We start from the raw sequence: 19,926 nt of genomic DNA, 5'->3' as shown, positions 1-19,926 counted from the left end.
GAAAGGCTGGATCACCCATGTCCGGACCCCGTCCCGTACGCGCCGCTCGCGGCACCACTCTGACCGCCCAGGGCTGGCAGCAGGAAGCCGCACTGCGGATGCTGCAGAACAACCTCGACCCCGAGGTCGCCGAGCACCCCGACGAACTCGTCGTGTACGGCGGTTCGGGCAAGGCCGCTCGGGACTGGAACTCCTTCGACGCGATGGTCCGCACGCTGACCACGCTGAAGGACGACGAGACGATGCTGGTCCAGTCCGGTCGCCCGGTCGGCGTGATGCGTACGCACGAGTGGGCGCCGCGGGTGCTGATCGCCAACTCCAACCTGGTCGGCGACTGGGCCAACTGGGAGGAGTTCCGCAAGCTGGAGGCCCTCGGGCTGACCATGTACGGCCAGATGACGGCCGGGTCGTGGATCTACATCGGCACCCAGGGCATCCTGCAGGGCACCTACGAGACGTTCGCCGCGGTCGCCGCGAAGAAGTTCGGCGGCACGCTGGCCGGGACGATCACGCTGACCGCCGGGCTCGGCGGCATGGGCGGCGCGCAGCCGCTCGCGGTGACGATGAACGACGGCGTCGCGATCTGCGTCGACGTCGACGACTCGCGCATCCACCGGCGGATCGAGCACCGCTACCTCGACGTACGGGCCGACTCCGTGGACCACGCATTGCAGTTGGCCGAGGAGGCCAAGAAGGCGCGCAGGCCGTTGTCGATCGGTGTCCTCGGCAACGCCGCGGTGATCGTGCCGGCGCTGCTCGAGGCCGGTGCGCCGATCGACATCGTCACCGACCAGACCTCGGCGCACGACCCGCTGATGTACCTGCCGGTCGGGATCGAGTTCGAGGACTGGGCGGCCGAGCGGCAGAAGGACCCGGCCGGGTTCACCGAGCGCGCGCAGGCCTCGATGGCCCGGCACGTGGCGGCGATGGTCGGGTTCCAGGACGCCGGCGCCGAGGTGTTCGACTACGGCAACTCGATCCGCGACGAGGCCCGCAAGGCCGGGTTCGGCCGGGCGTTCGACTTCCCGGGCTTCGTCCCGGCGTACATCCGGCCGTTGTTCTGCGAGGGCAAGGGCCCGTTCCGGTGGGCCGCGCTGTCCGGCAACCCGCGCGACATCGCCCGGACCGACCAGGCGATCCTCGAGCTGTTCCCCGAGAACGAGCACCTGACCCGGTGGATCAAGATGGCGCAGGAGCGGGTCGCGTTCCAGGGGCTGCCGGCCCGGATCTGCTGGCTCGGCCAGGGCGAGCGGGACAAGGCGGGGCTGCGGTTCAACGAGATGGTTGCCTCCGGCGAGCTCGAGGCGCCGATCGTGATCGGGCGCGACCACCTGGACACCGGCAGCGTCGCGTCGCCGTACCGGGAGACCGAAGGCATGCTCGACGGCTCGGACGCGATCGCGGACTGGCCGTTGCTGAACGCGCTGGTGAACACGGCCAGCGGCGCTTCCTGGGTGTCGATCCACCACGGAGGCGGGGTCGGGATGGGACGCTCGATCCACGCCGGTCAGGTGTCGGTTGCCGACGGCACCGAGCTGGCTCGGCAGAAGCTCGAGCGGGTGCTGACGAACGACCCGGCGATGGGTGTGATTCGGCACGTGGACGCGGGGTACGAGAAGGCGGCAGAGGTAGCGGCCGAGCACGGGGTACGGATTCCGATGCAGGAGTCCTGACTCTTCGGCCGGTACGGGGAACGGGGTCAACGCAGTACACAGTGCGACCGTGGCAATCCACAGCGCTAAGGTGCACTTTCCCGAGGAATGAGAAAGGTGCTGATCACGTGGCACCGGGCCCTTGTTCCCCTAGGATCGTTCGGGCGATCGCCGACCAGCGCGAAGGGGCGCCATGATCGAGTTCGAAGACGTCACCAAGCAGTACCCGGACGGCACGGTGGCCGTCGACAACCTGTCGCTGCAGATCCCGAGCAACGAGATCACCGTCTTCGTCGGCCCTTCGGGCTGCGGCAAGACGACCTCGCTGCGGATGATCAACCGCACCATCGAGCGGACCAGCGGCCGGATCTCGATCGACGGCGAGGACATCAACGCCGGCGATCCGGTCACCTTGCGGCGCGGGATCGGGTACGTGATCCAGCACGCCGGGCTGTTCCCGCACAAGACGGTCGTGGACAACGTCGCGACCGTGCCGAAGCTGCTCGGCTGGGACAAACGCAAGACCCGCGAGACGGCGATGGACCTGCTGGAGCGGGTCGGGCTCGACCCCAAGCTGGCCGAGCGGTACCCGGCGCAGCTGTCCGGTGGTCAGCAGCAGCGCGTCGGCGTGGCCCGTGCGCTCGCAGCGGACCCGAAGATCATGCTGATGGACGAGCCGTTCAGCGCGGTCGACCCGATCGTGCGCCACCAGTTGCAGGAGGAACTGCTCCGCCTGCAACGCGACATCGGCAAGACGATCGTCTTCGTCACCCACGACATCGACGAGGCGATCAAGCTGGGCGACAACGTCGCCGTACTGCGGGTCGGTGGCAAGCTCGCGCAGTTCGCGCCGCCGTCGGAGCTGCTGGCCAAGCCGGCCGACGACTTCGTCGAGAGCTTCATCGGGCAGGACCGCGGTTACCGCGCGCTGACGTTCGTGACCGCCGAGGACCTGCCGCTCGGACCGGTTCCGGCCGAGCTGTCGGTCGGCGAGGACGGCAAGCCGACGGGCTGGCAGAAGAACGGCGACACGTTGCCGGTCGGCGCGGTGTTCCAGCGCGGCGACTCGCTGCGGGCTGCGATGGACGCCGTACTGACGTCACCGATCGGGCAGGGTGTCTGCGTCGACGAGGCAGGCAAGCCGGTCGGCGTGATCGACTACACCGGCCTGACCGGGGTGCTTCGCCCGTGACGTGGGTCGGTGACAACAGCACGCTGATCTGGGAACAGCTGCGCGAGCACCTGTTCCTGTCGTTGCTGCCGATGCTGCTCGGGCTGCTGATCTCGGTGCCGCTCGGGTACGTCGCGACGCGGTACAGCTGGCTGGCGAATCCGCTGGTCGCGCTCGGTGGCGTGCTGTACTCACTGCCGTCGATCGCGCTGTTCATCGTGCTGCCCGCGATCATCGGCACGAAGGTGCTGTCGGCGGCGAACATCATCATCGCGCTGACCATCTACGCGGTCTCGCTGCTGATCCGCAACGTGATCGACGGGTTGCGCTCGGTGCCCGAGGATGTGCTGCAGGCCGCGGTGTCGGTGGGCTATGGAACCCTGCGAAGGGTGGTGACCATCGACCTGCCGATCGCCGTACCGGTGATCTTCGCCGGCCTGCGGGTCGTCACGGTCGCGAACATCTCGATGGTCAGCGTCGGCGCGATCATCGGCATCGGCGGACTGGGCGAGCTGTTCACGCTGGGCTTCCAGCAGGACTTCCTCACCCCGATCATCGTCGGCGTCGTGCTGTCGCTCGCGCTGGCGCTGGTCGCCGACGTCCTGCTGGTCGGGCTGCAACGGCTGCTGACGCCGTGGGCCCGGGTCAACACCCCGAAGGAGGCCTGACATGGTGCAGGGATTCCTCGACTTCATCAGCGACTCGGCGAACTGGGCCGGTGCCGAAGGCATCGGCAACCGGATCCTGCAGCACCTCGGCTACACGTTCCTCTCGCTGCTGATCGCGGCGCTGATCGCGCTGCCGATCGGCCTGCTGATCGGGCACACCCGGCGCGGCGCGTTCGTCGCGATCAACACCGGCAACGCGGCCCGCGCGCTGCCGACGCTCGGTCTGCTGACGCTGATCGTGCTGCTGATCGGGATCGGCCGGGTGCCGGTGATCGTCGCGCTCGTCGTCCTGGGTATTCCGCCGATCATGGCCTCGACGTACGCCGGAGTCTCCGGCGTCGACCGGTCCACGATCGACGCCGCCCGCGGGATGGGCATGACCGGGCGCGAGATCCTCACCAAGGTGGAGATCCCGATCGCGCTGCCGCTGATCATCTCCGGGCTGCGCAGCGCCACCCTGCAGATCGTCTCGACCGCGACCGTGGCGGCGTACGTCGCGCTCGGCGGGCTGGGACGGTACGTGATCGACGGCCTGAGTCTGCGGGACTTTCCACAGATGCTGACCGGCGCCGTACTGGTCGCCGTACTGGCGATCGTGCTCGACCTGCTGTTCGCGTTCGCCGGACGGTACGCCGTCTCCGCCGGGCTGACCGGTCGGCTGCGGCGCAAGACCGACACCAAGACTTCAACTGCCCCGGCACCGGCCGGGGTGCAGTAGAACGGACCCTGGAGGATCCCGTGTTCAGAAGAACCTTCGTCCGCAGTGCCATCGCCGCGACGGCCGTGTTCGCGCTCGCAGCCTGCGGGGGCGGCGAGGACCCGCTGGGTGGCGGCAACGACGCCGGCGGTGGCTCGGCGCCCGACAAGGTCGACTCGCTCACCGTCGGGTCCGCCAACTTCGCCGAGAGCCAGGTGCTGGCCGAGATCTACGCCCAGGCGCTGGAGGCCAAGGGCATCAAGGTCAACCGCAAGCTGAACATCGGCGCCCGCGAGCTCTACATGGCCGCGATCCAGGACAAGTCGGTCGACCTGCTGCCGGAGTACACCGGGGCCACCCTGGTCTACTTCAAGAAGGACGCCACCGAGAACGAGGCCGAGGCCGTCTACAAGGCGATCCCGGGCGTCCTGCCGGCGGGTCTCGAGGTGCTGGACAAGTCCGCCGCCGCCGACGAGGACGCGATCGTGGTCACGCCGGAGACGGCGCAGAAGTACTCGCTGAAGTCGATCGCCGACCTGAAGGCGGTCAGCAAGGACATGGTCGCGGGCGGTGGTCCCGAGTTCAAGACGCGGACCGCGGGCCTGGCCGGCATGAAGGACAAGTACGGCGTCGAGTTCAAGGAGTTCAAGACGCTGGACGCCGGTGGACCGCTGAGCCTGAAGGCGCTGAAGGACGGCACCATCCAGGTGACCCAGTTCTTCACCACCCAGTCGGCGATCAAGGACAACAACCTGGTCGTGCTCGAGGACCCCGAGCACATCCACCTGCCGAACAACATCGTTCCGCTGATCCGCACCGACCACAAGAGCCCTGACGTCGCGTCGACGCTGAACGCCGTACAGGCCAAGCTGACCACCGACGCGCTGACCGACCTGGTCAAGCGCGCCGAGGGTGGCAGCGAGTCCGCCGCCGCCGTCGCCAAGGACTGGCTGTCGAAGAACCCGCTGTCTTGACCTTCGAACAGCTCTGGACGGACCTGTCCGCCATCGGCCGTGACCCCCACACCGGGGGTTACCGCCGAGGCGGCTGGACCGAAACCGAACGAGCAGCAACTTCGTGGTTCGTCGATCAATGCACCACTCGCGGTCTGGCTCTGGAGTCGGACGGCATCGGCAACCTCGTTGCTTGGTGGGGTCCTTCCACCGGCAAAGGTGTAGTGACCGGCAGTCACCTGGACTCCGTCCTCGACGGTGGTGCCTTCGACGGACCTCTGGGTGTTGTCTCGGCTCTTGCTGCTGTCGACCAACTGCGGGCTGAGGGCTTCCAGCCTTCTGTTCCTGTTGGTGTCGGTGCGTTTGTGGAAGAAGAGGGCAGTCGGTTCGGGATGCCTTGTCTCGGCTCTCGGGTGGCTGCCGGGGTGCTGGCACCCTCGAAGGCATTGGCTCTTCAGGACCGTACGGGTGTGTCTTTGTCCGATGCTTTGTCGGAGGCGGGTGTTGACCCGGCGGGAGTCGGCCCCTCGCCGTTGCTCGAGAAGATGGGCACCTTCGTCGAGCTCCACGTCGAACAGGGCCGCGCACTGACCGCACCCGTTGGCGTAGCATCCTCGATCTGGCCGCACGGCCGCTTCCGGTTCACCTTCGGCGGCGAGGCCAACCACGCCGGCACGACGCTGATGGAAGACCGGCACGACCCGATGCTCACCTACGCGATGACCGCGCTCGCGGCCAACAAGCAGGCCCGCCTGGCCGGCGCCCGCGCGACCTTCGGCCGCCTGTCCGTCGAGCCGAACGGCACCAACGCCGTACCGTCGCAGGTCACCGCCTGGCTCGACGCCCGCGCGGCCTCCACGGAGATCCTGGAAAAGTTGCTGGCAGCAATCACCAAGCAGGCCACCGAGCGCGCCGAACGCGACGGCACCACCGTCGAGGTCACCGCGGAGTCCGTCTCGCCCGTGGTCGACTTCCCGGCCGGGCTGCGCGACCGCCTGTCCGGCGTACTGGACGGTGCGCCGATCCTCCCGACCGGCGCCGGGCACGACGCCGGCGTGTTCTCCGACGCGGGGATCCCGACCGCGATGCTGTTCGTCCGCAACCCGACCGGCATCTCGCACTCGCCGGCCGAGCACGCGGAGATGGACGACTGCCTGGCGGGAGTCGACGCGCTGGCGACGGTGCTGAAGGACCTGGGCCGGTGACGGCGTACTGGTGTGAACGGGCGATTCTCCCTGGTGGCGTTGAAGATTCTGTTCTCGTCACTGTCACCGACGGACGGATCACGGCAGTCTCCGTCGACGCCGAGCCGGGCTCCGCGATCCGCCTCGACGGACTCGTCATCCCCGGCCTCGCGAACTGCCACAGTCACGCCTTCCACCGCGCGCTGCGCGGCCGCACGCAGACCGAGCGCGGCACGTTCTGGACCTGGCGCGAGCAGATGTACGCCGTGGCGTCGAAGCTCACGCCCGACACCTACTACCGCCTCGCCCGCGCCGTGTACGGCGAGATGCTGCTGACCGGGATCACCGCGGTCGGCGAGTTCCACTACCTGCACCACGCCCCGGGCGGCCGCCGGTACGACGACCCGAACGCGATGGGCGAGGCGCTGATCGCGGCCGCCCGCGACGCCGGGCTGCGGATCGCGCTGCTCGACACCTGTTACGTTGCCGGCGGCATCGACCAGCCGCTGAGCGAGGTGCAGCAGCGGTTCAGCGACGGCGACGTCGGCGGCTGGGCCTCACGGGTCCAGGAGCTGCGCGGATCGGACGACGTGGTGATCGGCGCGGCCGCGCACTCGGTCCGCGGCGTCCCGGCCGACCAGCTCGGCGCGGTCGCCTCATTGTTGCCCGAGGCTCCTTTGCATGTGCATCTCTCGGAGCAGGTTGCCGAGAACGAGGCCTGCTTGGCGGCGTACGGGCGTACGCCGACGCAGGTGCTCGACGAGTCCGGTTTCCTGAGCGCGCGGACGAGTGCCGTGCACGCGACGCACCTGACGCCGGTCGACATCGACCGGCTCGGCAGCTCCGCGACGTACTCGTGCTTCTGCCCGACGACCGAACGCGACCTGGCTGACGGGATCGGCCCGTCGGTCGCGCTGCGCGCGGCCGGGTCGACCGTGACGCTGGGGTCGGACAGTCACGCTGTGGTTGATCTTTTCGAGGAGATGCGCGCGGTCGAGCTGGACGAACGACTCGCGTCGCAGGAGCGCGGCCACTGGTCGGCCGCGGAGCTGCTGACCGCGGCGACGGTCGACGGGCATCGGTCGCTGGGCTTCCGGGATGCCGGAGTGATCGCTGTCGGTGCGAGGGCGGATCTGGTCGCCGTTTCGACGGGCAGTGTGCGAACGGCAGGGACCGGAGCGTCGGTGGAGACCGTGGTCTTCGCGGCGTCCGGTGCCGATGTCACCGATGTGGTGGCCGGCGGCGTACATCAGGTTGCTGATGGCAATCATTCGAAGCTGGACGTCGGCGCCGAGCTGGCGGCCGCGATCGCGGAGGTGACATGAGCTCGCTGCTGCTGACCGGGATCAGCTCGCTGGTGACGAACGACCCGTCCCACGGGCCGCTGCTGGGTGAGCTGCACGACGCGGCCCTGGTGATCGAGGGCAGCACGGTCGCGTGGGTCGGACCGCGAACCTCGGCTCCCGCCGCCGATGCCTCGATGGATCTGGGCGACCGGGCCGTCGTACCGGGGTTCGTGGACTCGCACGCGCACCTGGTGTTCGCCGGGGACCGGGCCGAGGAGTTCGCGGCCCGGATGACCGGTACGCCGTACAGCGCGGGCGGCATCCGTACGACGGTCGCCGCGACCCGCGAGGCCGCCGACGAGCAGCTCGCCGCGAACGTGGCGCGGCTGGTCGCGGAGATGCGGCGGCAGGGCACGACGACCGTCGAGATCAAGTCCGGCTACGGGCTGACCGTCGCCGACGAGGCGCGGTCGCTGGCAGTCGCGGCCGAGTTCACCGACGAGACGACGTACCTCGGGGCGCACGTCGTACCGGCTGAGTTCGCCGACGACCCGGCCGGGTACGTCGAGTTGGTGACCGGCCCGATGCTCGACGCGTCGGCGAAGCACGCCAAGTGGGTCGACGTCTTCGTCGAACGCGGCGCCTTCGACGCCGACCAGGCCCGCGCGATCCTCCGCGCAGGCCAGGCTGTGGGCCTCTCGGCCCGCGTCCACGCGAACCAGCTCGGCGAAGGCCCAGGAGTCCAGGTCGCCTGCGAGGTAGGCGCCGCCGCGGCCGACCACTGCACGTTCTTGACCTCCGCGGACGTGGACGCGCTGGCCTCGGCGGGAGTCGTCGCCGGCCTGCTCCCTGCCATCGAGTTCTCCACCCGCTCGCCGTACCCCGACGCCCGCCGCCTCCTCGACGCCGGAGTCACCGTCGCCCTAGCCACCGACTGCAACCCCGGCTCCGGCTACTCCTCGTCCATCCCCTTCTGCATCGCCCTCGCCGTCCGCGAGATGCACATGACCCCCGCCGAAGCCCTCTGGTCCGCCACCGCCGGCGGCGCCGCCTCCCTCCGGCGTACGGACGTAGGCCACCTGTCAGTAGGAGCCCGAGCCGACCTGGCAGTACTCGACGCCCCGTCGTACCTCCACCTCGCCTACCGCCCCGGCGTCCCCCTGGTCACCCAAACCTTCATCGGCGGCCGCCCGATCTGAGGCTCGGCCGGCAACGATCAGCGCTGAGCGCCACCATCTCCACCGCGACAGCCGGTCGGACCGACCGCCACCACTGACTAACGACCCCGTAGGCCGAAGGGCCGAGCGCGGCGGAGCGCTCAGGCGGCCACGGGAAGCCGGTTGATCAGTGGTGGGTGTCGGAGCGCCTCGCGCACTGCCTCGGCCACCCACTCCGGGTCGTACATGATGTCCTCCCAGCTGAACCGCAGCACCATCCAGCCGCGCAAGGTGAGGTTGACCTGCCGACGACAGTCCTTGACCAGTGCAGCGCGGGTGCCGTGGTGCTCGAAGCCCTCCGCCTCGATTCCGATCTTGCGTTGGCGGTGACCAAGGTCCAGCCGAGCGCTGAATTCGGTGTCCCGGACCGGCACCTGAGGTTCGAACCCCTCGATGCCCGCCTCGATCAGAATCGCGCGCAGAGCTGACTCGAGGACTGACTCCGACCGCCGGTCGGCAAGACCGACCACTCGCCGGATGCGCCGCCGGTAGGGACCTGCGAGTCGCGAGGCTACGTCCACCAGTTCGTCGTGATCCACGAGCCCCAAGTGGAGAGCAGAGTCCGCCACCGCGAGTGCCTCGTTCAACGGCAGCGCGCGGGCACAGTCCAGCACGGTTCGGACCGGCGTCGTCACGTCGTCGATCGCGCGCACCTCGGCCCAGTGGAGGATGCAGGGAAGCCCGGTCCGGCGCCGCGCTCGGCGGGGCGGAAGAGTCACGTGAGGTAGCGGAGGGACGGCGATGATGCTCATCCGCCAGTGCTGAGCCGCGCTGAGGTGTGAGACGACGCCGCCTTGACTGCGCGCCGCCGTCAACGCCGGTGGCGCTTCCGGCAGTGCGTAGACACCCTTGGCCACCCGGCGAATGGCGCTCGCCGCGAGTGCCGTTCGGATCGCGTGCGCGGTGACGACCGCCCGCAGCTCCGACAAGGTCGCACTCCCACCCCGCCGAGCAAGCACTTCACCAACCTCCACCACTGCAGCAGCATGCCGGATCGCGGCCCGTCGGTGCCGTGCGTTGTCCACAGGCAACATCGACCAGGCCTGATCTGAGCGATGCCGCGCGAGGACCGACGGCCACCACTGATCAAGCTCCGCCGAGCGGCGGTTTCGTGCCGGGGTTGAGCGTGGAGGACGGTGCAGCGCGCTGGTTGATCAGTGGTGGCCGTCGGTGTGTGAAAGCGTGGATGTATGAGTCGCGTGGTGATCGCCCGAAGCATTGCTGGTCAGTTGCCGTACTTTCCGAGTGCCGTCAGGTTGGTGGACGGGCGGGTGCTGGTGGTGTGGCGGGAAGGGCTCGGGCACGTGCGGAGCGTGGGGCGGATCGTTGCGGCGGAGAGTTCGGACGACGGGCGGTCGTGGTCGGAGCCTCGGGTGGTGGTGGACAGGCTGTACGACGACCGGGACCCGATGGTGGTGCAGCTCGCCAACGGGGACGTTCTGCTGAGCTGGTTCCAGATCGACTGGTCGGTGCGGCCGTACGTGTGTCCGGGAGTGCTGGTGGCTCGGTCGGTCGACGGTGGGGCCTCTTGGGACGAGCCGGTCGCTGTCGGGTCGGCGATGGTGGATCACGGGACCGCCGAGGTGTGGCACGGGTTCCGGGCCGGGCACATCGTGGCGCACGGGCAGATCCTGGAGCTGCCGGGCGGGGACCTGCTGGCTCCGGTGTACGGGGTGTTCCCGGGGGACGAGAACCACTCGGCGAGTGTGGTGCGGTCGACTGACGGCGGGCTCACCTGGCCGGCCGAGCAGGAGGTCGTGCTGGGCCGGAGGGACGGGCGCGAGTATCTGGAGCCCGTGCTGACGTTGCTGCCGGGTGGACAGGTGGTGGCGTTGCTGCGGACCGACGAAGAGGCCGAGCTGGTACGCAGCGACGACAACGGGGTCACCTGGTCGGAGCCGGAGCTGTGCGGGTTGCACGCCTCGTCGGCTGACACGCTGACGCTGTCGGACGGCACAGTGCTGCTGGCGTACGGCGATGTGTCGAAGCAGTTCAACCCGGGGCGCCCGACGGTGGCGACGATCATCAGCGAGCCGCTCGGGCCGTGGGACCAGGACGCGCTGCGCGTGGTGATCGACGCCGGCCAGGACACGATGGACCAGGCCAACCCCGCGGTCGTCGAGCTCCCCGACGACGAGCTGCTGGTGATCAGCTACGACATCTTCACCCGGGAGATCGTCGGCGAGCTCTTGCCTCGTACGGCGCTGCAATAGGCGATCCGCTGCGCGCCGGGCGCTGCGGGGCTGGGCGCGGCGGGAGGCCGGGCGCTCCGGCCGGTCGGTCGCTGTGCGGTAAATGCCGTGCGCTGGTCGGGCCCGGCCGTCACGCTTGGAGGGTGTCCAGGTCAGCAGTGCACCAGCAAGCCGGCGGTGGTGTCCGCGGGCGGCTGCGTGCTGGGCTTCGCTGGCGGCAGGACCGCGTCGACCGCTGGGCCTGCGCCGACCTGACCGGCTGGTGGCGGGACGCCGACCTGCTCCGCGACCTCGGCCCTGCCCTCGCCGGCCTGTACGACGAGTCGCCGACCGTCGTGGTCGGCCCGGTGTCGCGCGGCGCGATGATCGGCGCGCTGACGGCTGCCTCGCTGGGCGTCGGGTTCGTGGAGGCGCGCAAGGAGATCGCCCAGGCGACCGACAGCGACCGCTGGGTCTGCCGGACCACCGGACCGGACTACCGCGACCGCAACCTGGTCTTCGGCTTCCGCCGCGGCCTGCTCCAGTCCGGCGACCGGGTCCTGATGGTCGACGACTGGGCAGACACCGGCGCCACCGCCCGGACCGTCCGGCAGCTGGTCGAGGACTGCGGCGCCCACTTCATCGGCGCCGCCTGCATCGTCGACGGCCTCGTCGACCCCCGCCTCCGCCACGACCTCCCGGTCCGCGCGCTGCTCGACGTACGGACGCTCTAGGGCTGGTCGCCGCTGTCCCGCCGGACGACGTCGCCGGAACGTCCCGCCGCGGCCGGCGGAAGTTCGCCAGTGAGCCTGGAGAACCCACCGGCAGGGAGCGCGTCTGCTGCCGACCCACGGCGTGCCCCGCCGGGGCAGCCCGCCGCCCGGCCGTCGATCTCGCCGTGCCCGGCGACAGGTGCCGCCCCGGCCGGATGTCGGCCGGGGCGCCGACTCCGGTTCGGCTAGCGGCTCAGGTCAGCTCCTTCGACAGCATGGCGCTGGTGGTGCCGTCGGGGCGCTGGAGTTTGCCGACCTCGACGAAGCCGCGGGCGGCGTGCAGGGCGAGGGACGGGATGTCCGGCGGGTCCGACTGGACGCGGCAGACCAGGCGGTCGAAGGGCTTGGCGGCCCGTTCGACGGCGCGGTAGACGGAGGTGGCGATGCCCTGGCGGCGGTACGGCTCGGCGATCACCAAGCGGTCCAGGTAGAGGTAGCGGTCGGCGTAGGTCTCGGCGAACCACTGGAAGTCCAGGCCGTCGTACGCGGATCCGGGGGCGAAGGTGAGGACGAAGCCGGCGACGTCACCGTCGACGTCGACGACGGCTGCATGGGCGGCGATCAGGCGGAGCCAGTCCAGCCGGTCGGGACCGAGTTTGTCGAGGTGGGACTCGGCGGCGTTGAAGGCGAGCACGGTGGACTCGTCAGCGGTGGACAGTGGGCGGAGTTTCACCTGGTCAGCCTCCCACGGCAAGCGCTTGCAGCGGCAGGGGTCGGACCAGGGCCGAACTGGGGTGATCCCGGAAATCCGAGGGCCGGGGTTGGGAATGAGCCGACCGTGGTGCAATGTTGAGCCAGGTGTACTCAAGTCTGCCGGATCGGATCCGGGGGCAACTTGAAATACCGATCCTGGATCGGCAACATTGAGTCTGCATCACTCAACTTCGTGGAGGTAACGCACATGGCCCGCGCGGTCGGTATCGATCTCGGTACGACGAACTCCGTCATCGCCGTACTGGAAGGTGGCGAGCCCACCGTCATCCCCAACGCCGAGGGAGCGCGTACGACGCCCTCGGTGGTCGCCTTCGCCAAGAACGGCGAGGTCCTGGTCGGCGAGGTGGCCAAGCGCCAGGCCACCACGAACGTCGACCGCACCATCCGGTCCGTCAAGCGCCACATGGGCGAGGACTGGAACGTCAGCATCGACGGCAAGAAGTTCACCCCGCAGCAGATCAGCGCGTTCGTGCTGCAGAAGCTGAAGCGGGACGCCGAGGCGTACCTCGGGGAGCAGGTCACCGACGCGGTCATCACCGTGCCGGCCTACTTCTCCGACGCGCAGCGCCAGGCGACCAAGGAAGCCGGCGAGATCGCCGGCCTGAACGTGCACCGGATCGTCAACGAGCCGACCGCGGCCGCGCTGGCCTACGGCCTGGACAAGGGCACCGAGCAGACCATCCTGGTCTTCGACCTCGGTGGCGGCACCTTCGACGTGTCCCTGCTGGAGATCGGTGACGGCGTCTTCGAGGTGAAGGCGACCTCCGGTGACAACCACCTCGGTGGTGACGACTGGGACCTGCGCATCGTCCAGTGGCTGGTGACCCAGTTCAAGAACAAGAACGGCACCGACCTGTCCGGCGACAAGATGGCCATGCAGCGTCTGCAGGAGGCCGCGGAGAAGGCCAAGATCGAGCTCTCCAGCGCCGCCGAGACCAGCATCCACCTGCCGTACCTGAGCCTGACCGACTCCGGCCCGCTGCACCTGGAGGAGAAGCTCTCCCGCGCCGAGTTCCAGAAGCTCACCAACGACCTGCTCGAGCGCGCCCGCGCGCCGTTCAAGGCCGTCATCAAGGACGCCGGTGCCGACGTGTCGAAGATCGACCACGTCATCCTCGTCGGTGGTTCGACCCGGATGCCCGCCGTCGCCGAGCTCGTCAAGGAGCTGACCGGTGGCAAGGACCCGAACAAGGGTGTGAACCCGGACGAGGTCGTCGCCGTCGGAGCCTCCCTGCAGGCCGGTGTGCTGAAGGGTGAGGTCAAGGACGTCCTGCTGCTCGACGTGACCCCGCTGAGCCTGGGCATCGAGACCAAGGGTGGCGTGTTCACCAAGATCATCGAGCGCAACACCACGATCCCGACCAAGGGTTCGGAGATCTTCACCACGGCCGAGGACAACCAGCCGTCGGTGATGATCCAGGTCTACCAGGGCGAGCGCGAGATGGCCCGCGACAACAAGTCGCTCGGCAACTTCGAGCTGACCGGCCTGCCGCCGTCGCCGCGCAACGTGCCGCAGATCGAGGTCACCTTCGACATCGACGCCAACGGCATCGTGCACGTCAACGCCAAGGACCTGGCCACCGGCAAGGAGCAGCGGATGACGGTGACCGGTGGCTCCGCGCTGCCGAAGACCGACATCGACCAGATGGTCCGCGACGCCGAGCAGTACGCCGAGGAGGACCGGCTGCGCCGCGAGGCCGTCGAGTCCCGCAACCAGGCGGAGGGCTTGGTCTACCAGACCGAGAAGTTCCTGGAAGAGAACGAGGACAAGGTCCCCGACGACGTCAAGACCGAGGTCAAGGACGGCGTCGCGGAGCTGAAGAAGGCGCTCGAGGGTGACGACGCCGAGGTGATCAAGACAGCCTCGGAGAAGCTCGCCCAGTCCAGCCAGAAGATGGGCGCCGCGATGTACGCGAACGCCCAGGCGGCCGGCGGTTCCGAGGAGAGCACGTCCTCCGACGACAGCTCGACCGGCAGCACCAACGACGACGACGGTGTCGTCGACGCCGAGATCGTGGACGAGGACCGCCCGCAGGACAGCAAGCCCGAGGACACCAAGTGACCGATCGTCCGTCCGACCCTGGAAGCGAGTTCGGCGACGGGGACCCCGTCGTCCGGGACAAGCGCCGGATCGACCCGGAGACCGGCAACCTGCGGGAGCCCGGCGAGCCTGTCTCGCCGGCCCCCGCGGGTGGTGCCGCGGCCGGCATGCCCGGTACGCCGGGCGCCCAGCCGCCGCGGGACCCGTCCGACCTGATCGGGCCGTCGGCTCAGGAGGCCCTGCTGACCGAGGCGCTGTCCGAGCGTACGGCGGACCTGCAGCGACTGCAGGCCGAGTACGTGAACTACAAGCGCCGCGTCGACCGGGACCGCGAGGCCAACCGTGAGGTCGTCATCGGCTCGGTGCTGACCGAGCTGCTGCAGACCCTGGACGACGTCGGCCGGGCCCGCGAGGCGGGTGAGCTGGAGGGCGCGTTCAAGGCGGTCGCCGAGTCGCTCGAGCGGGTCACCGAGAAGCTCGGGCTGGTGAAGTACGGCGAGGTGGGCGACCCCTTCGACCCGCGGATCCACGAAGCGCTGCTGCACAACTACTCCGACGAGGTCGACGGACCGACCGCGACGCTGGTCATGCAGCCGGGCTACCGGCTGGGCGAGCGGATCCTGCGGGCGGCCCGGGTGGCGGTGTCGGAACCGACCGAGCAGCTGCCGGCCGGCGCCGAGAACGGGGCTGAAGGCAACGATGACGACAACCAGGCCGCAGACAAGCCTGCGGAGTAACCGGCGGGAGGTGGGACGTCGATGAGTACCAAGGACTGGTTGGAGAAGGACTTCTACAAGGTGCTCGGCGTCTCCAAGACCGCCGAACCCGACGAGATCAAGAAGTCGTACCGCAAGCTGGCGCGCAAGTACCACCCGGACTCCAACGCCGGGGACGCGTCGGCGGAGGCCAAGTTCAAGGAGGTCTCCGAGGCCTACGACGTGGTCGGCGACGTCAAGAAGCGCAAGGAGTACGACGAGGCGCGGCGGCTGTTCGGCAACGGCGGGTTCCGGATGCCGGGCAGCGGCGGGGCGCAGGGCGGTGGCTTCGGCTTCGACGTCGGTGACCTGTTCAACCGTGGCGGAGCCAACACCGGTACGGCGGGCGGCGGGCTCGGCGACATCCTGGGCGGCATGTTCGGTGGTGGTGGCCGCACGACGACCACCACGTCGACCGCGCGGCCGCGCCGGGGTGCCGACATCGAGACCGAGGCGACGATCGAGTTCGGCGAGGCCGTGAACGGCGTCACCGTCGCGCTCCGGATGACCAGCGACGAGCCGTGCAAGACCTGTCGCGGGACCGGCGCGAAGTACGGCACCGTCCCGAAGGTCTGCCTCAAGTGCGAAGGCACCGGCATGCAGACCTCGGTCCAGGGTGGCGTGTTCGCGATGACCGAGCCCTGCACCGAGTGCAAGGGCCGCGGTCTGGTCGTCGACCAGCCGTGCGAGACCTGCCACGGCTCCGGCCGCGGCCAGTCGAGCAAGACCATGCAGGTCCGCATCCCCGCGGGCGTGCAGGACGGGCAGCGGATCCGGCTCAAGGGCAAGGGTGCGGCCGGCGAACGAGGTGGCCCCGCGGGCGACCTCTACGTCACCGTGCACGTCACCCCGCACCGGATCTTCGGCCGCCAGGGTGAGCACCTGACGCTGGCGGTCCCGGTGAGCTTCACCGAGGCCGCGTTGGGCGCCGAGATCAAGGTCCCGACGCTCGACGGTCTGCCGGTGACGGTCCGGATCCCGGCCGGTACGGCGAACGGCAGCAAGTTGCGGGTCCGCGGCAAGGGTTCGGTGCGCCGCGACGGGACCAAGGGCGACCTGCTGCTGACGATGGAGGTGCAGGTCCCGCACGAGCTGACCGACGAGCAGCGCGAGAAGCTGCAGGAGTTCAGCACGGCGTCGGGCCAGCCTGATCTGCGGGCCGGGTTGTTCGGGAGCGCGTGATGAGCATCCCGTTCAGTCAGGTGCCGACCTGGGACGACCGCACCCCGATCTACGTGATCTCGGTGGCGGCCCAGCTGGCCGGCATGCACCCGCAGACCCTGCGGCAGTACGACCGTCTGGGCCTGGTGGTCCCGAGCCGCGCGAGCGGCCGGGGCCGCCGCTACTCGGCGTACGACGTCGCCAGGCTGCGGTACGTCCAGCACCTGTCGCAGGAGGAAGGCGTCAATCTCGCCGGAATCCGGCACATCCTCGAGCTGCAGTCCGAGGTCGAGGGGCTCCGCCACCGGGTGAACCAGCTCCTGGCGGAGGTGCAGCGCGGGGTCGGGGTCTCCCGGCGGAGCACGGCCAGCCGGGTGTTCTCGGCCGGTCCCGCGGGGGACGTGATCGCGATGGGCCGGCAGCAGACCACCACGCGGTGGATCCGCACCGAGCCGCTGGAGATCGGCCCGCGGTAGTCAGCATTCGAAGCCCGGCGCGAGGAGTTCGCGCCGGGCTTCTTGCTGTTCTCACCCAAGTTGTTCATGTCGAGAAGCTTGCGGGCGGACGGTTGCCGATTACCTTGGAGAGGTGACGGTGACTCTGGAGACTGAGCGGCTGTTGATTCGGGACTGGAACGAGGGGGACGCGGAGGCCGCGCTCGAGATCTACGGGGCGGCGGACGTCGCGCAGTGGCTGTCGCCGGCGATCGAGCGGGTGGCGGACGCGGCGACGATGAAGATGGTGCTGGGGGCATGGATCGAGGCCCAGCCGAACTTCGTCGTGCCGGCCGGGCGCTGGGCCGTCGTCCGCAAGGACACCGACGAGGTGATCGGCGGGATGCTGATCCGCCTGCTGCCGCCGTACGAGGAGGACCTGGAGATCGGCTGGCAGCTGAAGCCGGCCGCCTGGGGGCAGGGCTTCGCGAGCGAGGCGAGCCGGACCCTGATGAAGTGGGCCTTCGACGACGCGGACACCGACGAGCTGTACGCGGTCGCGCGCCCGCACAACAAACGGGCCATCGCGACCGCGAAGCGGCTCGGCATGGAGTGGGTCGGGGAGACCGACAAGTACTACGACCTCAACCTGCAGGTCTACCGGATCAGGGCGGCCGACTTCCTCTCCGCCTGAGCCTGTACGACGCTCTGGCTGATCAAGAACGCCACACCCAGCAGCACGTACGCCGATCCGACGACGTGCTCGAGCAGCGACCAGTCACGCCCTTCTGCTGGCAGGAGCGTGTGTGGGCCGACCACGAAGACCAGCGCCGTTGTCCAGAGCAACCGGTGCTTGGTCAGCAGCACCAGCACCGCCGGAGCGATCCACACCCAGTGGTGCGACCAGCTGACCGGTGAGGCGAGCAGACCCCAGACGGCGACGACCAGCAGCGCGGTGACGTCGTCGCCCTCGGCTCTACGCCGCCAGGCGGCCAGCCAGGTCAGTGCGCCGCTCGTAGCCACCAGCGCGAGCCAGACCACGGTCCGGGCAAGGCCCTCGTCCATGACTCGCGCCAGCACGGCCTGGAAGCACTGGTTGAAGGCGTACGTCGCGCCGCCGATCCGGTCCGGGTCGAAGAGCACGCCGAACCAGTAGCTGCGTGAGTCTCCCGGTGCGAGTGCCCAGGCAAGCAGGGTGAAGCCGGCGAAGCTCGCTGCCGACACGGCCGCGGAGCGGTAGTCCCGTCGTACCAGGAAGAAGACGACGAAGACGGCCGGCGTCAGCTTGATCGCAGCGGCCAGACCGATCAGGAGACCGCGTGGCCAACGCGTGCGCGGCAGCAGGCAGTCCAGCGCGACCAGGCCCATCAGAATCAGGTTCACCTGGCCGAAGCCGATTGTGGAGCGCACCGGCTCCAGCACCATCGCAGCCAGTACGCCGGACAGCCCGATGACCACCGCACGCCTGTTCCAGCCGTGGAGGCGAGCACTGACTACCAGCAGGGTCGCCGCGAGGCCGGCGACGCTGGCCGCGTTCATCAGCAGTTCGGCGACGGTGAACGGTACGGCGTACAGGGAGGTGAAGAGGATCGCGGCGAGTGGGGGATAGGTGAACGGCAGCCGGATGCCGGGGACGAGGTCGGCGAACTGCTCGGAGTAGAGGCTGACTCCGTGGAGCCAGGCGTAGCCGCCGGTCCGGTACACCTTGAGGTCGAGCGAACCGGCGTACAGTGCGTAGACGATCGGCAGCAGAGCGACCAGCCCGGCCAGGACGAGGATGCGGCGGTCACGCAGCACGGCGGCGCATCCCGTAGAGAGCCACGGCGATCGTCGCGACAGCACACAGCGCGTAGGAGTTGCCGGCCACCAACTGGAGGCCGTGGTGGGTGTACTCCTTGTCGCCCAGGTACGGCGTGTGCCAGGGCAGGCCGAAGCCTGTCGAGACCAGCCAGGCCAGTGCCAAGCCGCCAAGTGCCCAGTTGCGGGCTTGCAGCGCGCGGTGCACCAGTACGGCGATGATCGGCAGGGCCCAGACCCAGTGCCCGGTCCAGGAGATCGGTGAGATCAGTACGCCGACCAGTGAGGTCAGCAGGACCGACTCGAGCACCAGCCCCTGCTCGTACGCACGCCGTACGGCGAAGAACCCGAGCGCGAGGGTGATCGCGACCGCCAGCAGCCAGTACGGCGCGATGCCGTCGATCCCACCGTTGATCCGGGCGAAGACCCCGCGCCAGGCCTGGTTGCTGATGAAGTGCGTCGCGCCCGGCCGGCTCGGGTCGAAGATGTAGTGGCCCCAGAACTGCCGCGACGCGTCCGGCATCGCGATCGCGCCGGCCACCATCGTGCCGATCGTCGCCGCGGCCGCCGTGCCCGCCTCGCGGTAGCGACGGGTGACGAGCAGGTAGACGATGAAGATGCCCGGCGTCAGCTTGATGCCGGTCACGATGCCGACCAGTACGCCGCGGAGCCGGTACGGCAGGTGGCCGAGCAGGTCGACCAGGAGCAGGGCGGTGAGGATCAGGTTGACCTGGCCGAGGTCGAAGGTCGACCGGACCGGCTCCAGCGCCACACCAGCGGCTCCGACGGCCATGCCGATCGCGGCGACGCGGTAGCGCGGCCACTGCGGCCGCAGTGCACGCAGCGTGACCATGCCGATCACCAGCAAGGCCGACGCGTTCACCAGCGACATGAGGACGCGGCCACCCGACGTACCGAGCAGTGCGACCGGTGCGAACACCAGCGCGGCGAACGGCGGGTACGTGAAGCCGAGCGCCATGTCCTTCGGGTAGGCCAGGTGGGCGGTGTAGATGTCCTGGCCGTGCAGGAACGCCTGGGCCGAGACGACGTACACGCGCAGGTCGTACTGGAGCGAGATCGGCGCCCAGTTCCAGAGGCAGAGCCCTAGGAAGACGATGCCTGCGGCAACCAGGAGGAGGACTGGACGACGAGTCCGTACGGCGGTGTCGCCGGCCGGAGGAACGGGGGGACTGATGGTCATGCTCTAGACCCTCGCCGCGCGACCCCCGCCGCCACATCGCCGCCAGGAGCC

Annotated in this window: 19 protein-coding genes; 15 read left to right on the top strand and 4 right to left on the bottom strand. The window is 69.4% G+C overall.

All coding sequences use genetic code 11. The features are described 5' to 3' along the window. Nucleotides 1–17 precede the first annotated feature (17 nt). The 8 genes from hutU to hutI all read left to right on the top strand — a co-directional run bounded on the left by hutU (nt 18) and on the right by hutI (nt 8,810). Entirely contained in the window at nt 18–1,673 is a 1,656-nt protein-coding gene (gene hutU / locus ACYVIO_RS04410) for a urocanate hydratase (protein ID WP_460649335.1), read from the top strand. Between the two features lie 172 nt (nt 1,674–1,845). Beyond that, on the top strand, nt 1,846–2,844 hold the full coding sequence (locus ACYVIO_RS04405; RefSeq protein ID WP_460649334.1) for an ABC transporter ATP-binding protein: 999 nt from the start codon (nt 1,846–1,848) through the stop codon (nt 2,842–2,844). Next, entirely contained in the window at nt 2,841–3,491 is a 651-nt protein-coding gene (locus ACYVIO_RS04400) for an ABC transporter permease (RefSeq protein WP_460649333.1), read from the top strand. The genes ACYVIO_RS04405 and ACYVIO_RS04400 overlap by 4 nt, the downstream gene beginning before the upstream one ends. Nucleotide 3,492: 1 nt before the next feature. Next, complete coding sequence (locus ACYVIO_RS04395) at nt 3,493–4,209, top strand: ABC transporter permease (RefSeq protein ID WP_460649332.1); 717 nt, start codon at nt 3,493–3,495, stop codon at nt 4,207–4,209. Between the two features lie 20 nt (nt 4,210–4,229). Continuing rightward, nucleotides 4,230–5,162 carry an ABC transporter substrate-binding protein gene (locus tag ACYVIO_RS04390; protein ID WP_460649331.1) on the top strand — a complete coding sequence of 311 codons (933 nt, stop codon included), beginning with the start codon at nt 4,230–4,232 and terminating at the stop codon, nt 5,160–5,162. Then, nucleotides 5,159–6,346 (top strand): allantoate amidohydrolase, encoded by a 1,188-nt coding sequence (locus ACYVIO_RS04385; protein WP_460649330.1) that lies wholly within the window; start codon nt 5,159–5,161, stop codon nt 6,344–6,346. The genes ACYVIO_RS04390 and ACYVIO_RS04385 overlap by 4 nt, the downstream gene beginning before the upstream one ends. Beyond that, entirely contained in the window at nt 6,343–7,650 is a 1,308-nt protein-coding gene (locus ACYVIO_RS04380) for a formimidoylglutamate deiminase (RefSeq protein ID WP_460649329.1), read from the top strand. Before ACYVIO_RS04385 ends, ACYVIO_RS04380 begins: the two co-directional genes overlap by 4 nt. Further along, nucleotides 7,647–8,810, top strand: a complete 1,164-nt coding sequence (gene hutI, locus ACYVIO_RS04375; RefSeq protein WP_460649328.1) for an imidazolonepropionase — start codon at nt 7,647–7,649, stop codon at nt 8,808–8,810. The genes ACYVIO_RS04380 and hutI overlap by 4 nt, the downstream gene beginning before the upstream one ends. 119 nt (nt 8,811–8,929) lie before the next feature. Here the strand turns inward: hutI and ACYVIO_RS04370 are convergent, their stop codons facing one another. Next, nucleotides 8,930–9,787 (bottom strand): DUF559 domain-containing protein, encoded by an 858-nt coding sequence (locus tag ACYVIO_RS04370; RefSeq protein ID WP_460649327.1) that lies wholly within the window; start codon nt 9,785–9,787, stop codon nt 8,930–8,932. 231 nt (nt 9,788–10,018) lie between these two features. Here ACYVIO_RS04370 and ACYVIO_RS04365 point away from each other — a divergent pair, with 231 nt between their 5' ends. Together ACYVIO_RS04365 and ACYVIO_RS04360 are read left to right on the top strand one after the other, a co-directional pair. Further along, nucleotides 10,019–11,041 carry a sialidase family protein gene (locus tag ACYVIO_RS04365; RefSeq protein WP_460649326.1) on the top strand — a complete coding sequence of 341 codons (1,023 nt, stop codon included), beginning with the start codon at nt 10,019–10,021 and terminating at the stop codon, nt 11,039–11,041. A 122-nt stretch (nt 11,042–11,163) separates the two neighbouring features. Beyond that, a complete protein-coding gene (locus tag ACYVIO_RS04360; RefSeq protein ID WP_460649325.1) occupies nt 11,164–11,733 on the top strand; it encodes a phosphoribosyltransferase family protein in 570 nt (189 codons plus the stop codon). A gap of 232 nt (nt 11,734–11,965) precedes the next feature. Here ACYVIO_RS04360 and ACYVIO_RS04355 read toward each other — a convergent pair whose 3' ends face one another. Continuing rightward, nucleotides 11,966–12,445, bottom strand: a complete 480-nt coding sequence (locus tag ACYVIO_RS04355) for a GNAT family N-acetyltransferase (RefSeq protein ID WP_460649324.1) — start codon at nt 12,443–12,445, stop codon at nt 11,966–11,968. Between the two features lie 228 nt (nt 12,446–12,673). Here ACYVIO_RS04355 and dnaK point away from each other — a divergent pair, with 228 nt between their 5' ends. From dnaK to ACYVIO_RS04330, 5 genes are all read left to right on the top strand, one after another. After that, a complete protein-coding gene (dnaK, locus tag ACYVIO_RS04350; protein ID WP_460649323.1) occupies nt 12,674–14,548 on the top strand; it encodes a molecular chaperone DnaK in 1,875 nt (624 codons plus the stop codon). Next, the gene (gene grpE / locus ACYVIO_RS04345) at nt 14,545–15,264 is read left to right on the top strand and encodes a nucleotide exchange factor GrpE (protein ID WP_460649322.1); all 720 of its coding nucleotides are present in this window, start codon (nt 14,545–14,547) and stop codon (nt 15,262–15,264) included. Before dnaK ends, grpE begins: the two co-directional genes overlap by 4 nt. A 21-nt stretch (nt 15,265–15,285) precedes the next feature. Next, nucleotides 15,286–16,464, top strand: a complete 1,179-nt coding sequence (dnaJ, locus tag ACYVIO_RS04340; RefSeq protein WP_460649321.1) for a molecular chaperone DnaJ — start codon at nt 15,286–15,288, stop codon at nt 16,462–16,464. After that, nucleotides 16,464–16,919, top strand: coding sequence for a heat shock protein transcriptional repressor HspR (locus ACYVIO_RS04335; RefSeq protein ID WP_460649320.1), 456 nt, complete (start codon nt 16,464–16,466; stop codon nt 16,917–16,919). The genes dnaJ and ACYVIO_RS04335 overlap by 1 nt, the downstream gene beginning before the upstream one ends. Nucleotides 16,920–17,031: 112 nt before the next feature. Further along, the gene (locus tag ACYVIO_RS04330; RefSeq protein WP_460649319.1) at nt 17,032–17,571 is read left to right on the top strand and encodes a GNAT family N-acetyltransferase; all 540 of its coding nucleotides are present in this window, start codon (nt 17,032–17,034) and stop codon (nt 17,569–17,571) included. Here ACYVIO_RS04330 and ACYVIO_RS04325 read toward each other — a convergent pair. Beyond that, entirely contained in the window at nt 17,535–18,674 is a 1,140-nt protein-coding gene (locus ACYVIO_RS04325) for a glycosyltransferase 87 family protein (RefSeq protein ID WP_460649318.1), read from the bottom strand. The two genes, ACYVIO_RS04330 and ACYVIO_RS04325, sit on opposite strands and share 37 nt — an antisense overlap. Then, nucleotides 18,664–19,875 (bottom strand): glycosyltransferase 87 family protein, encoded by a 1,212-nt coding sequence (locus ACYVIO_RS04320; RefSeq protein WP_460649317.1) that lies wholly within the window; start codon nt 19,873–19,875, stop codon nt 18,664–18,666. Before ACYVIO_RS04320 ends, ACYVIO_RS04325 begins: the two co-directional genes overlap by 11 nt. Nucleotides 19,876–19,926: the final 51 nt, after the last annotated feature.

The sequence above is a fragment of the Kribbella endophytica genome (assembly GCF_054781295.1).
Note: the sequence above shows the minus strand (reverse complement) of the source record. Positions and strands in the feature narration are given on the sequence as shown.